Origin of the sequence: Uliginosibacterium sp. H1, assembly GCF_036017065.1 — a bacterium.
GTDB lineage: Bacteria > Pseudomonadota > Gammaproteobacteria > Burkholderiales > Rhodocyclaceae > Uliginosibacterium.
This window is the reverse complement of the sequence record NZ_JAYXHR010000001.1, coordinates 2,002,588-2,016,051: the sequence shown is the minus strand read 5'-3', so window position 1 is coordinate 2,016,051 and position 13,464 is coordinate 2,002,588. Positions and strand designations below refer to the sequence as shown.

Annotated in this window: 13 protein-coding genes; 4 read left to right on the top strand and 9 right to left on the bottom strand. The window is 67.1% G+C overall.

What is annotated here, in order from left to right; all coding sequences use genetic code 11:
• Window positions 1–4 precede the first annotated feature (4 nt).
• The 4 genes from VVD47_RS09130 to VVD47_RS09115 form a co-directional block, all read right to left on the bottom strand.
• Window positions 5–895 (bottom strand): nitrate- and nitrite sensing domain-containing protein, encoded by an 891-nt coding sequence (locus VVD47_RS09130; RefSeq protein WP_327603095.1) that lies wholly within the window; start codon window positions 893–895, stop codon window positions 5–7.
• A gap of 184 nt (window positions 896–1,079) precedes the next feature.
• A complete protein-coding gene (locus VVD47_RS09125; protein ID WP_327603094.1) occupies window positions 1,080–2,288 on the bottom strand; it encodes a methyl-accepting chemotaxis protein in 1,209 nt (402 codons plus the stop codon).
• A gap of 241 nt (window positions 2,289–2,529) precedes the next feature.
• Window positions 2,530–2,664, bottom strand: a complete 135-nt coding sequence (locus VVD47_RS09120) for a hypothetical protein (protein ID WP_327603093.1) — start codon at window positions 2,662–2,664, stop codon at window positions 2,530–2,532.
• 156 nt (window positions 2,665–2,820) lie between these two features.
• Complete coding sequence (locus tag VVD47_RS09115; protein ID WP_327603092.1) at window positions 2,821–3,363, bottom strand: DUF4124 domain-containing protein; 543 nt, start codon at window positions 3,361–3,363, stop codon at window positions 2,821–2,823.
• A gap of 186 nt (window positions 3,364–3,549) precedes the next feature.
• Here VVD47_RS09115 and VVD47_RS09110 point away from each other — a divergent pair, with 186 nt between their 5' ends.
• From VVD47_RS09110 to VVD47_RS09095, 4 genes are all read left to right on the top strand, one after another.
• Complete coding sequence (locus VVD47_RS09110; protein WP_327603091.1) at window positions 3,550–4,485, top strand: AEC family transporter; 936 nt, start codon at window positions 3,550–3,552, stop codon at window positions 4,483–4,485.
• Between the two features lie 89 nt (window positions 4,486–4,574).
• On the top strand, window positions 4,575–5,057 hold the full coding sequence (ybaK, locus tag VVD47_RS09105; RefSeq protein WP_327603090.1) for a Cys-tRNA(Pro) deacylase: 483 nt from the start codon (window positions 4,575–4,577) through the stop codon (window positions 5,055–5,057).
• A complete protein-coding gene (locus tag VVD47_RS09100; protein ID WP_327603089.1) occupies window positions 5,054–6,214 on the top strand; it encodes a phospholipase A in 1,161 nt (386 codons plus the stop codon). Before ybaK ends, VVD47_RS09100 begins: the two co-directional genes overlap by 4 nt.
• Before the next feature lie 74 nt (window positions 6,215–6,288).
• Entirely contained in the window at window positions 6,289–7,239 is a 951-nt protein-coding gene (locus VVD47_RS09095; RefSeq protein WP_327603088.1) for an AEC family transporter, read from the top strand.
• A 284-nt stretch (window positions 7,240–7,523) separates the two neighbouring features.
• Here the strand turns inward: VVD47_RS09095 and VVD47_RS09090 are convergent, their stop codons facing one another.
• The 5 genes from VVD47_RS09090 to VVD47_RS09070 form a co-directional block, all read right to left on the bottom strand.
• Entirely contained in the window at window positions 7,524–8,564 is a 1,041-nt protein-coding gene (locus VVD47_RS09090) for a pectate lyase (protein WP_327603087.1), read from the bottom strand.
• Between the two features lie 277 nt (window positions 8,565–8,841).
• Window positions 8,842–9,798, bottom strand: a complete 957-nt coding sequence (locus tag VVD47_RS09085) for a glycosyltransferase family 2 protein (protein WP_327603086.1) — start codon at window positions 9,796–9,798, stop codon at window positions 8,842–8,844.
• A 25-nt stretch (window positions 9,799–9,823) separates the two neighbouring features.
• On the bottom strand, window positions 9,824–10,210 hold the full coding sequence (locus tag VVD47_RS09080) for a GtrA family protein (RefSeq protein ID WP_327603085.1): 387 nt from the start codon (window positions 10,208–10,210) through the stop codon (window positions 9,824–9,826).
• A 2-nt stretch (window positions 10,211–10,212) separates the two neighbouring features.
• Window positions 10,213–11,565 carry a glycosyltransferase family 39 protein gene (locus VVD47_RS09075; RefSeq protein WP_327603084.1) on the bottom strand — a complete coding sequence of 451 codons (1,353 nt, stop codon included), beginning with the start codon at window positions 11,563–11,565 and terminating at the stop codon, window positions 10,213–10,215.
• Between the two features lie 207 nt (window positions 11,566–11,772).
• Entirely contained in the window at window positions 11,773–13,383 is a 1,611-nt protein-coding gene (locus VVD47_RS09070; protein ID WP_327603083.1) for a DEAD/DEAH box helicase, read from the bottom strand.
• Window positions 13,384–13,464: the final 81 nt, after the last annotated feature.

Here is a 13,464-nt window from a genome sequence, read left to right as displayed (position 1 = left end):
TTTCTCAGCCCGGCTGTACCGTTTCGTTGCTGGCGAGGCGGCTGTGCTGGTCCAGCATCTCGCCGATCTGGTGGCCGCAGTGGCGGGCCCACGCGTACACCGCGTCGATGGCCGAGGTGGCGGTAGCGAAGTAGCTCTCCGCGCCTATCCTCACTTCGCTGCCGGTCAGTATGTCGCGGCGCACCGTCCCCAGCAGGCTGTCGACCGCCTGGCGTGCCAGTACGGTAACGGATTCCACGGACCCGCCGCCGGCCTGTCCGATCAAGGTCGTGGCGCGGGTCACGAGGAACATCAGGCGCACCCGGGCGACCGGCGAGCAGTGCCGTTGCGCGGCCGCGGCGGCGCCGATGGCGCGGATCTGGCCGAGGCATTCCGCCAGTGCCGGCAGGTGGTTGGTGTAGTTGCGCACCAACGGTGCGGGCAGGCGGTCCTGCGAGGGCAGTTCGATGCGCGCCTCGCCGAGGGCGGCGAGCCAGTCGAGCGCGCGGCCGATCAGCTGGGTGTGCAGGGCGATGCTCTGTTCGATGGACTGGGTGGGCAGCTTCTCGATCAGCTCGTTCCAGCGGTGGCGGAACAGCACCAGTTCGTTGTGGGTGATGCAGGGCCGCGGCATGTCGGCCTCGGCCTTCACGGTGCGGGCAAGGCTGCCGAGTGCGGCATCGATGTCGCGACGGCGCTCGCGCAGGGGCGCCTCGAAACTGGTGTCGCCGCCCAAGCGTGCGCTGCTCATGCCGCGGTGCTGTTGCAGCAGCTTCACCAGTTCCAGCAACTGCTCGCAGTCCTGGCGGGCCATGCCGACGCGGGACTGCACGGCGACGTGCTGCCTGCGCTGCCACCAGAACAGGGCGGCGGCGGCAAGGACGGGAACGGCCAGCAGCAGGAGAAGGGTCAGCACGGGCGCGGGCCTCTCGCAGCGGAGCGATCCAGGGAGTGAGCGGGGTGGTGTGGAGGTTTCATGCGGGCTGGTGTGGAGCGCTGGTTTGCAGGTCGGGTTGCACGTTGGCTCGCGGATCGGATCGGGTCGGGCGTGGGGTGTGGTTGAGGGTGGGTGGCACGAGTGGGCCGCGGGTGGGGCGCGCTCACTCGTAGCGATAGGCCTGCAGGGTGTCGTTGAGCTGGCCGGCCATCTGGTCGAGGTAGCGCGACAGTTCGCGGTTGTCGCGCACCAGCGCCTCGTTGCGCTCGGCGAGGCTGGCTACCTGCTCGATGTCGCGGGCCAGGCTCTGGCTCGCGCTGCTCTGTTCGTGGCTGGCGGTGGCGATCTCGCGGATCGCGCCGAGGTTGCGGCCCACCGTGTCGCGGATGCCGGCAAGCGCGCCCAGCATGTCCTGCATGTCGCCACTGCCCTCCCGCACCTGCAGGCCGGCGTGCTGCAGCGCCTGCATCAGCTCGCTGCCGCCGCTGCGTACCACCTGGATGCGGGCCTGGATGTCGCGGGTGGCGGCGCTCGTGCGCTCGGCCAGTTTGCGTACTTCGTCGGCCACCACCGCGAAGCCGCGGCCGTCCTCGCCAGCGCGCGCGGCCTCGATGGCGGCGTTGAGCGCCAGCAGGTTGGTCTGGGTAGCGATCTCCGCGATGAGGGTGGCGATGTGCTCGATCTCGCCACTGCGCGCGACCAGTTCTTCGCCGCACTGCGCGGTGGCCTGCAGGCTGTCGCCGATGTCGTGCATGCGCCGGGCCAGCGTCTGGCCGCGGTCGTTGCCGTCGCGGGCGGCGGTCTCGGCGGCGTCGGCAAAACTGGCGGCGTCCTGCGCCAGTTCGCGGGACATCGCGAGGCTTTGCGAGAGTTCTTCCAGGGCTGCGGCGGAGGACACGGTGATGTCGCGCTGGGCACGCACGCCGTCGTCACCGTTGCAGGCGTTGCTGTTCGATTCCGCTGCGACGCTGGACAGCTCGCGGGAGGCGCGCGACAGGCCGAGCAGCAGGCGGGCGAGGTTGCGTGCCATGGCGTTGAAGCGCTCATTGATGCCCGCGCTGTCGCTGCCGGGCGCGGTGCTGGCGATGCGGCAGGTGAGGTCGCCTTCCGCCAGGCGCTCGGCGAAGTGGGTCAACAACACCGCCTGCCGTCGCTGCTGGCGGGCCAAGGCAAACCGCCAGGCCAGGCTGGCCCCGACAAGCATGGCGCCGGACGCCGCTGCCATCGTGCCGGCTCCCTGCCAGGCTGCACCGAGCAGGAAGGCGCCGGCAAGCGCGAGGCTGGCGCGCAGCAGGGTGTTGGCCTGGCGTCCCGCGATCGCTGCTGCGGAGGGTGCGGCTACGGTGCCGGGAGTCGGATCGGGGGTGTGCATGGGGCGGAAGGACGAAGTGCCTGGACTTCCTTCCGCAAATTGCGTGCCACGGGGCGGCTCACGCTACCCGCCCGCAAATGCCGCCTGCGGGTGAAAACGCGCCGGATTTTGTAGGACCGCTTCTTACACGCCGGTTGGGGCTGTGGACAGTCGGGCTTCCAGCGTGGTGCGGCCCCGGCACTGAAACAGTGCCGGGGCCGCGGTACAGGCGCCGGCCGCTCGGGCCGGCTGTCCTGCCGGTTCAGCGACTCAGCAGGCGGCGCAGGGCGCCGTGGGCTGCGAGCAGCAGCAGGGCCAGGGGGCTGGCGCCGGCGAGGCGAAGGGTTTCGCCGTCGGCGGCGGCATGGGCATACGAGCGGGAACTGGTGGCATACATGGCGGACTCCTTGTCGGTCTGGGCTTCACGGTGAAGCGCCCTGACTTCAAGTTAGTCAGGCTATCGAAACCTTGCCAATCGTTAGTTTGGATATATGCATCAGCAAATGCTATGCAGTGCAGCAAAAAGCTCGATGACGCGCCTCCCGGGGGGCTGTTACGAGTCACCGATGCGTCTCGTCACCGGCGCCGGACGAGGCGGTTCCTCGGCCTTGGGCCGTGGTGGCCGCGGCGGCCTGGGTTTGGGAGGCGGCCGTCCGCCCGGCCACAGGGGCGGTCGGGCATACACCGGCCATTCGGCGTAGCTGTCGTCGGGCACGCCGTCGAGCATGGCGTCCACTTCGTCCTCGCAATCCACGCCGCGGTTGCGCTCGCAGCGTTCGATCATGCGCTGGCGTTGGGCCGCGCGATCGTCGTCGGTGGCCGCTGCGGCGGCGGGGGCCTGGGCCGCGCGCTGGGGGGCCGCGGCGGGGGCAGGGCTGGCCGTCGGCGCTGATCCGCCAGCGGGCTGTGGGGGGCGGGTCACCACGTTCACGCCGCCTTCGACGACACGGGCGCGGACGCCCGGCGGGGGTGAATCCCCGTAATGCGTACGCCCCTGCGCATCGACCCATTTGTAGGTCTGCGCCTGCACCGACCCGGCCGTCAGGAGTGCGGCGGCAAGCAAGGCCCCGTGAATCGCGGGCAGGAGTGTGAGCATTCTCATGAATGCAGTGTAGGCGATGGACGGCAGCGCCCTTTTTCTTGTCAGGCCTTTTAGAATGACCGGCCGCCGCACTATCTGACAAAGCCTTTTAATTCTGATGTTTAGGGAGAATTTCGCGAGTCTTCTCATGTCGAAAGTTGTCCGACAATATGGCGTGTTTTTACAGGCTGACCATCAGGCATGAGTGCGCTGACGGAAAGGCTCGTCCTCATCTCCCTGCTGTTCGCGCTGGTGTTCGCGGGCTATGCGCTGGTGCGCTGGGCAGGGGACCTGAAACGGATCGGGCATGCCTTGTCGGCCTTCGTGTTCAACATCGCCCTGCCGGTCATGCTGTTCCACCTGATGAGCAACCAGGCGGGCTTTCCGCCGGTGGACATGCGCCTGCTGCTGGCATTTTTCGGCGGATGCCTGCTCGTCTTCCTGCTGGGGCGTTTGGTGGCGGCGCGTGGTTTCGGCCTGGACGGGGTGTCCGGTTCGGTCTTTGCGCTGGGAGGCGTGTTTTCCAACAACGCGATGCTGGGCCTGCCGGTGGCGCGCATCATGCTGGGCGACGCAGCGATACCGGCCGTGGCGCTGGTGATGGTGTTCAACGCCCTGGTGCTGTGGACGTTGGTGACGGTGTCGGTGGAGTGGGCCAGGCACGGCAGCTTCTCGTGGATCGGCTTCGCCCGCACCGGCGGCCGCGTGCTGGCCAACCCCATCGTGATCGGCGTGCTGCTGGGCTGCGGCTGGGGCATGACCGGTTGGCAGTTGCCCCTGACGCTGGACCGCGGCCTTGAACTGGTGGGTGACTCCACCGGGCCGTTGGCGCTGGTCGCGCTGGGCATGAGCCTGGCGGAATTCGGCGTGGTGGCGAGCTGGCGGGTGAGCCTGGCGATCTCCGGCATCAAGCTGTTGCTGCAGCCGCTGGTAGTCTGGCTGCTGGCGCTGGCGCTGGGCCTGCCGGACATCGAGACGCAGGCCGTGGTGCTGCTGGCCTCGATGGCGGTGGGGGCGAACGTGTACCTGATGGCGCGCCAGTTCCGTGCGCTCGAAGGGCCGGTGGCCAGCAGCCTGGTGCTGTCCACCGCGCTGGCGTCGGTCACGACGCCGCTGATGCTCGCGCTGACGCACTGAACACGCTCGCTGCGCCGCAGCGAACGCGATGGTGTGCAGCCGCGCCGGCATGTCATCATGCAGCCGTTCCTGTTGCTGCAAAACCGACCATGTCCCAGGACAAGGCTCCTGTCACCGCGGCCGTACGTGCGCTGCGCCAACACAAGATCGATTTCAGCGATCACCTCTATGCCTACGAAGAGCGGGGCGGCACGGCCACCAGCAGCCGGGAGCTGGGGGTGGACGAGCATGCCGTCATCAAGACGCTGGTCATGGAAGACGACGGCAAGCGGCCGCTGGTGGTGCTGATGCACGGCGACCGCGAGGTGTCCACCAAGAATCTCGCCCGGCATATCGGCGTCAAGACCATTGCACCGTGCAGCCCGGAGGTCGCCAACCGTCACAGCGGCTACGTCGTGGGTGGCACCAGCCCCTTTGGCACGAAGCGCGCCATGCCGGTGTATATGGAGCGCAGCATCCTCGACCTGCCGAGGATTTACATCAACGGCGGCAAGCGCGGGTACCTGGTGGGGCTGGACCCGCAGGCCGTGCTTGCCGTGCTGTCGCCCGAACTGGTGGAGGTGGCTGTATGAGGCAAGGCTATGTGAAGCAAGGCCGTGTGAAGCAAGGCCGTGTGAAGCAAGGACTGCTCGGCGGGAGGGCGCCTTGGGCTGCCGGCCTGATGTTGTCGGCATTGTCGTTGCCGGTGGCCGCGCAGGATCTCTCCCGCTGTGCTGCCGAGGCGGACGATGCCGCACGCCTGCGCTGCTACGACGCGCTCTCCGGCCGCCAGCCTGCAGCACCGGCCCTGCCGGCGACGCCGCCGGCGGCCACCGTCGCGCCGGAAGCCGCACCACGGGAGCGAGGCCTGGACGCCAACGTGGACCGTCAGGCCACTGCACCGGATGGCGGCCTGTTCGTACGCTCCGGGCGCAGCACGCAGACGCTGTCGCAGCGCTGGGAGCTGGACGGCGACGACAAGCGCGGCACCTTCGTGCCACTGCCCTACAAGCCGACCTACATCCTGCCGGCGTTCTACGCCAGCCCGGTGAACGACAACCCGAGCTCGCCGACCCGTGGCGGCAGCTCGGCCAGCGTGCCGTACGAGCAGACCGAGGTGAAGTTCCAGCTCAGCTTCAAGACCAAGCTGTGGCAGAACCTCACGGCGGACAACGGTGACATCTGGTTCGGCTACACCCAGCAGTCGAACTGGCAGCTCTACAACCGCGACCAGTCCGCGCCGTTCCGCGAGACCAACTACGAGCCGGAAGCCTATGCCAGCTTCCGCATGCCGGCTTCGTTCGGGCCATGGAAGATGCTCAACGGCGGCATCGTGCATCAGTCCAACGGCCGTGCCGACCCGCTGTCGCGCAGCTGGAACCGGCTGTTCCTGCTGTTCGGCCTGGAGTCCGGCCCGTACTCCCTGCTGATCAAGCCCTGGTACCGCATCGAGGAAGACGCAGGCAAGGACGACAACCCGGACATCGAGGACTACATGGGACGTGGCGAGGCGCTGGGCATCTACCGCTCCCCGCGTGGTCACGTGTTCTCGTTGCAGTTGCGCCACAGCCTGCGCGGCGGTGACCGCAGCCGTGGTTCGGCCAAGCTGGACTGGGCGTTCCCGCTGACCGAGAACGGCGGGCTCAAGGGCCATCTGCAGTTGTTCAGCGGCTACGGGCAGTCGATGATCGATTACAACCTCTACATGAATGCCATTGGCATCGGCTTGTCGCTGACCGAGTGGCAGTGACGCGTCTCCCGTAGCACCAGCGCCGCGCGGGTGGTTCGCGGCGCCGCTTTCCCCCGCAAACGTCTTTCGTTGCAATGCGTACCTTCTTCGAGCTGGTCCTCGTCGTCACTCCATTGTTCGCGCTGGTCTTCGTCGGGTACGGGCTGGCGCGCTGGGCCGGTTGGGCGAGGGGACTGGGCGGCCCGCTGGCGCGTTTCGTCTTCAACGTGGCGATGCCGGTGATGCTGTTCCACCTCATGAGCGGGTTGTCGAACCTGCCGCCAGTGGACGGCCGCCTGCTGCTGGCCTACTTCGGCGGCTGCCTGATCGTCTTCGTGCTGGGCCGCGTGGTGGCGGCGAAAGTGCTGAAGCTGGATGGAGTGGCCGGCTCCATCCTGGCGCTGGGCGGGGTGTTCGCCAACACCGTGCTGCTGGGCCTGCCGCTGGCACGACTGACCATCGGCGACGCGGCGTTGCCGTCGGTGGCGCTGGTGCTGGTGTTCAATGCGCTGACGCTGTGGACGCTGGTCACGGTGTCGGTGGAGTGGGCGAGGCACGGCAGTTTTTCGGCGGCCGGGTTCGCCAAGACGGCGTTCAAGGTGACCACCAACCCGGTGGTAGCCAGCATCCTGCTCGGCAGTGCCTGGGGATTCATCGCCGGTCATTTCGGCTGGGCCCTGCCACGCTTCATCGAAATGCCGATGGCCTTGCTGGGACAGGCGGCCGGCCCGCTCGCGCTGGTGTCGTTGGGCATGGGGCTGGTGGGTTACGACCCGCGCGCCGGCTGGCGCATCTCGCTGGCCATCTGTGCCCTGAAGCTCATCGCCCACCCCTTGATCGTGTGGGGGCTGGCGAAGCTGTTGCACCTGCCGCCGGTAGAAACCCAGGTGGTCGTGCTGCTGGCTTCGATGGCGGCAGGGGCCAACGTGTATCTGATGTCACGCCAGTTCCGCGTACTGGAAGGCCCGGTGGCGGCCAGCCTGGTGCTGTCCACCGGGCTGGCCGCCATCACCACGCCGCTGGCGCTGATGCTCGCCATGCATTAGCGATGGCGCACCGGCACGGCTTCCGTGTCGGCGCGCCGCTTCGCCGCCTTGGTACCGAGTGAAGGAATAGGACGCGGAAAGGAAAAAGCCCGCCTCTGGGCGGCGGGCTTGTACTGCGGGCCAGGGCACGGACCTGACCGGTGCGGGTTGATTTGCGTGGCGTCCGTCTGCTGACGCTGCCGTTGGCGAACCCGCTTCGAGCCAACACTCCCCCTTCTCCGGGAGCGCGGGGGCGTACTGCCTGCCCCGCGCTGGCTGCCTCCTCCGTCCTGCTTTTATTGTTGTCAGTAGCTGGTCACGTCGCTGGTGCTGACGTTGCAGGCACTGGTGTTCCACTTTTCGCCGACCTTGCTCGGTTCCGAACCCTTCTGCACGCCCTTGTATTCGACGCAGATGGTCGGGCTGCCGGACTTGTAGCCCTTCACACGCAGGTTGCGGATGGTCGCCACGTCGCCGAAGTTGGCGTTGAGGCTGGCGATCTCCTTCACGCCATTGACGCTGACGTTGTTGATCTCGGCCTTGCGCGGACCGCCGTTGTTGGAGCAGTTGCCGCAGCTCTTCCACAGCTTGCCGATGCTGGTCGCCGTGAAGTCGGAAATCTTCACCGTGGAGCCGATGCCGTTGTGCTGGAACACCTTGTCGCTGGCGTTGGACGCCGAGCCGCCGCTCACCGTCATGACCTTGCCGGAGCCGCCCTTCATCGTCGCGGCGTCCTCGCAGACATCCGCCCACACCACGTTCTGCAGCGTGCAGCTACCGGAGCAATGGATGCCGTCGGCGGCCTTGCCGGCAGCCAGGGTGACGTTCTTCAGCGTGGCGCCGTCGGCCAGCGTGAACACCGGTTGCTGGCTCTCGCTCTGGTCGCTGCAACTGGTACCCACCGAGGCGCCGCCGCAATCCACCGTGCCGCTGATGGTGCTGCCCGGTGTGCAGGCGCCGCTACCGCTGCTGCTGCCACCGGACGAACCGCTCGAACTCGACGAGCTGCTGGAAGAAGAACTGGAAGACGAAGAAGAGGACGAGGACGACGAGGTCGATGAACTGCTGGAGCTCGAAGAGGAGCTGGTCGTCGTGCCGGCGTACGAGCACCAACGGGTGCCGGTCACGCTGCTGGACGGGAAGTTGGCTGCCGCGCAGACGACGCTGCCGGTGTGGATGGCATACACGAAGGAACCGGCCTTGCCGAAGGCGACCGAGCGGGTGCCGCTGAAGGTGCAGGTTTTGCCCTCGGAAACGCACTTCGTATAGCCCGAGGGGTAGTCCGTCGCTGCCTGGGACGCCATTGCCGCGAAGCTCATGCACAGACCGACCAGAATTCTCTTCATGTTGCTGTCTCCCTGATGGTGTTCGACCCGCCCGAGGCGGGCTGCCTGTGCTCTCTCCGGAGCGGTGCTCCGTTGCCAGCGGATCAAACCGGCTGGCTTGTTGTTTTGTTGAATTTATTATTTTCGACAGACGCGGCGACGCCAAGCGGACGATTCATCTTGTTGATGAATCCATCACGCAATCTGATGGTGGCGACTCGGGGAGCAGGGAGCAGCCGTGACGCAGGACACGTCCGGGCAGGGCACGCCGGGATTCCGGCGTGCCGGTGAGTGGTTCTCAGCGCGTCTCGGCGTCGCCGAAGCCGGCGCGTTTTTCCAGGAAGAAGGCCGGACGCCTCTTGGTTTCCATGTAGATCTTGGCGAGGTACTCGCCGAGGATGCCGATGCACAGCAACTGGATGCCGCCCAGCAGGTAGATCGGCACGGTGACCGACGCCCAGCCGGGGACAGCCTCTTCGGTGAATAGCCGCACGAACAGGGCCCACAGCGCCAGGCCGAAGCTGCCCATCGAGATGGTGACGCCCATGGTGGTGATGAAGCGCAGCGGCACCGACGAGAACGAGGTGATGCCCTGCCAGGCGAAGGACAGCATCTTGCGCAGCGGGTACTTCGATTCACCGGCAAAGCGCTCGGCGCGGTCGTAGTACACGATGGAAGAAGGGAAGCCCAGTTGCGGCACGATGCCGCGCAGGAAGATGTTGACCTCGCCGAACTCGCGCAGCGCCTCGATGGCGCGGCGGCTCAGCAGGCGGTAGTCGGCATGGTTGAACACCACCTGCACCTTGAACTTCGCCAGCAGCCAGTAGTAGCCCTCGGCGGTGAAGCGCTTGAAGAAGGTGTCGGTGTCACGGCGCTTGCGCACGCCGTAGACGACGTCGCTGCCCTTGGCATGGGCGTCGACCATCTGCTCGATTGCACCGAGGTCGTCCTGCAGGTCGGCGTCGGCGCTGATCAGCGCGTCGCCCTCGGCATTCATCAGCCCGCACAGCAGCGCGTTCTGGTGGCCGCGGTTGCGTGACAGCTTGAGGCCGCGGATCCGGCGCTGCTGGCGCGACAGGTCTTCGATCATCGACCAGGTTTTGTCGCGGCTGCCGTCGTCGACGAACACCACGTGGCTGTCGTCCCCCACCTTGCCACGTGCCACCAGGTCGTCCAGCAGTTCGATGAGACGGCGCGAGGTTTCGGGCAGCACTTCCTCTTCGTTGTAGCAGGGCACCACGATGCTCAGCTTCATGTCGGTCTTTCTCTTCGTGCTTTGTTCAGGGACGTGCCGGCGCGAAGGTCCAGCAGCGGTTGAGGATGAAATTCCACACCAGCGCCACGGCGGTCGCCAGTACCTGCGCGACCAGGTAGTGCCAGTCCAGCAGGTTGTGTGCCACCCACATGACGACGGTATTGAGCAGCAGGCCGCTGAGGGCGACCACGGCAAATCGTGGCAGCGCGTCGCGGTGGCGGGCGTCCGACTGGAAGGTCAGGCGCCGGTTGGCAGCGTAGTTGGCCAGGGACGACAGGGCGTAACCCAGCGCGCTGGCCAGCACGGCGTTCATGCCGAAGGCTTCGACGAACAGCCCGAGCAGGATGTACTGCAGTGCGGTGGCACCGGCACCGACGACGAGGAAATGCTTGATCTGCCGCGCCAGCGCCATCGTCAGGTGCTCGATACGATCAAGGTTTCCGGTGCCGCCGGGGCCGGCTCCACCACATCCTCGCGCCGTCGGCGTACTGCCAGCGTGCTCGCCAGCAGGACGGCCTGCGCGATCAGCAGTCCTTCCATCGGCTTGCGGTAGCGGCCTTCATTCACCGACAGCGGGAACAGCCCCTGCACGCAGAACCAGGTGAGCAGCAGCGCCGGCAGCAGGCGCTCGCGCTGCTCGCGCCACAACCAGATGGTGCCGGTGGCGCACAGGATGAACAACGGTGCCCACAGCCAGCGCAGCCAGTGGTTCAGCTCGCCGATGTCGCGGCTGCGGTCGGTGTCGGGCCAGGATTCGGCGAAGAACAGGTGGATCAGGTTGTCACCGGTCAGCCACAGGTAGCGGTCCAGCGTCAGCGGTGTGTTGGCGACGGCAGCCTTCCAGTCGCGTTCGCCGGCGTCCATGTTGACGAAGAAACGCACCGAACCCTGGCGCTTGCTCATCCAGTCGGAGAAGGGCTCGAAGGGCTTCTGCAGGATGCCCGGCGAGGTGAAGCCGAACTCCCAGCGAGCGCCACGCAGTTCGTAGCCGATCAGGATCTCCTGCGCGCCGGAACGGTGGTAGGCCTGCACCAGGGCGCCGATGCCATGCGGGGCGAAGATGTTGGCCTGCTGGTAGCTGCGGTAGGTCAGCGGGCCCAGCATCAGCAGCATGACGACCATGCCCCAGGCGGCACGGCGCGGCTTGTCGCCCTGCTCGAACCACACCCAGGCCAGCGCCACGAGCCCCAGCGGCAGGCAGATACCGCGCGTGAGGCCAGCGAGGATCCATAACGCGGAAGCACCGAGGAAGGCATTCAGCGTGCCCTTGCGACGCGCTCGCCAGGTGGCCCACAGCGAGGCGCCCAGCAGCGGCAGCATCAGCGTTTCCTGCATGAAGTAGGAATAGATCGCCGAGTTGGACGGTGACCAGGCGATCAGCGCCCAGCCCAGCAGCGCCCAGTTCTTCGACGGCAGCAGTTCGCGCAGGAAGCGGTACCACAGCCAGGTCATGCCGACCGACAGCAGGGCCGTGTAGAACGCGGCAAGCTCGTGGCTCTTCAACGTCAGCTTGGCGAAGGCGCCGATGTACACCTGGTACACGATGGGATCGATCAGCGACATCGGGTCGCTGCGCAACACGTCGATGCCCTGGTCCCAGTGGCGTTCCGGATCGCTCCAGATGTGGTCGACCGGATTGAAGGTGAACACCAGCCAGACCCGGTAGCCGAGTGCGATACCGATGAGCGCGTACAACAGTGCGCGCAGCAAGAGCGCCTGCCGTTCTTCGCGAGGCAGGTGGTCGAAACATGAAGTGAACCGCGACAACAAGATGTCTCCTCAGGGGCCGTTCGTTCAGGCTTTTCTTGTGACCGCCATGCGGGGGCGGTTCTTGTGTCGGCGAATCATAGCGAGGGCGGCGGACCAAGTGGGTTGTATGCGCCGCAGCAATCACACTTTGACTGACGAAAATGTGAAAAACCCGCCAGGTGGCGGGTTTCTTGGGGTGCGGCTGGCGAATTGCCGGGCGTCGGCTTACTCGTCGCGCTTGCGGCGGGCGAAACCTTCGTTCGGCTTGCCTGCCGGGCCACGGCCTTCGAAGCGCGGCGGACGGTTGCCGTCCTGGCGATCGAAGCTGCGCTGCGGGCGGTCGCCGAAGCTGCGCGGCTCGGTGGTGCGGGCCTCGCCGCTACGGGTGTTCCAGGTGCGCGTGGTGCGAGCTTCTTCCGTACGGGCCGGACGTGGCTGGTCGCCGAAGGCGCGGGCAGGGCGGGCGTCACGATCGAAACGACGCGGTGCGCCGGCTTCACCTTCGGCACGGCGCGGTGCGGCGTCGCCTTCAAAGCGGCGCGGCTGGCCATAGCTGCTGCCGCTGTTGCCGCCGGAGCCGCCGTTGCCACCACGATAGCCACCGCCTTCGCGATAACCGCCGCGCTGGCCGTCACGGCCACGGCCGTAGCCGGGGCGGTCACCCGCGTAGGGGCGACGCTCGCGGGTTTCGACGCGGGCGGTCGGCTCCAGGCCCGGAATGACATGCACCGGGATCTGCTGGGAGGTGAAGCGCTCGATGGCGCGCAGCTTGCCGCGTTCGGCGGCGGTCAGCAGCGTCACCGCGATGCCGCTGCGGCCGGCGCGACCGGTGCGGCCGATGCGGTGCACGTAGTCTTCCGGCTTCATCGGCATGCCGTAGTTGATGACGTGGCTGATGGTGGGCACGTCGATGCCGCGCGCGGCGACGTCGGTGGCCACCAGCACGCGGATGTGGCCGCGGCGCAGGTGTTGCAAGGTGCGGTTGCGCTTGGCCTGCGGCATGTCACCGTGCAAGGCGGCGGTGGCGAAGCCCTGGTCGGCCAGGGTCTCGGTCAGGGAGTCGGCGTCGCGCTTGGTGGCGGCGAAGACGATGGCCTGTTCCATGCCGGCGTCGCGCAGCAGGTAGTCCAGCAGCTTGTTCTTGTGGCCGACGTTGTCGGCGTAGTGAACACGCTGTTCGATGTCGGCGTGCTTGTCCTGGTGGGTGGCCAGTTCAAGGCGCTGCGGGTTGTTCAGCATCGATTCGGCCAGGCGGCCGACGGCGCCACCGAAGGTCGCCGAGAACAGCATGGTCTGGTACTTCGGGGGCAGGGCCGCGACGATCTGTTCGATGTCTTCCTTGAAGCCCATGTCCAGCATGCGGTCGGCTTCGTCGAACACCACCATCTCGCAACGCGAGAAATCGATACGGCCGCGGGTGATGTAGTCGAGCAGGCGGCCCGGGGTGGCCACCAGGATGTCCACCGGCTGGCGCAGCATCTTGATCTGCACCGGGTAGGGCATGCCGCCGACCACGGTGACGACCGACAGCCGACGCAGCGCGCTGCCATAGGTGGAGCCGGCGTGGCTGACCTGCTGGGCCAGTTCGCGGGTCGGGGTGAGCACCAGCACGCGCGGGCCGATGCTGTTGACGGTGGGGGCTTCGCTCAGGCGTTGCAGCGCGGGCAGCATGAAGGCGGCGGTCTTGCCGCTGCCGGTGGCGGCCGAGACCATCAGGTCGCCGCCTTGCAGGGCCAGCGGAATGGCGGCGGCCTGCACGGGAGTGGGTTCGGTGTAGCCGGACTTGTTCACGGCGGCTACGAGGGCAGGGCTGAGGCCCAGGGATTCAAACGACATCACGGTTCCAATCGGAAACGACGCAAGCTTCGCCACGGCCATCAACAGGCGGCGGGCTGGCGCAAATCAGGCACGAATCAA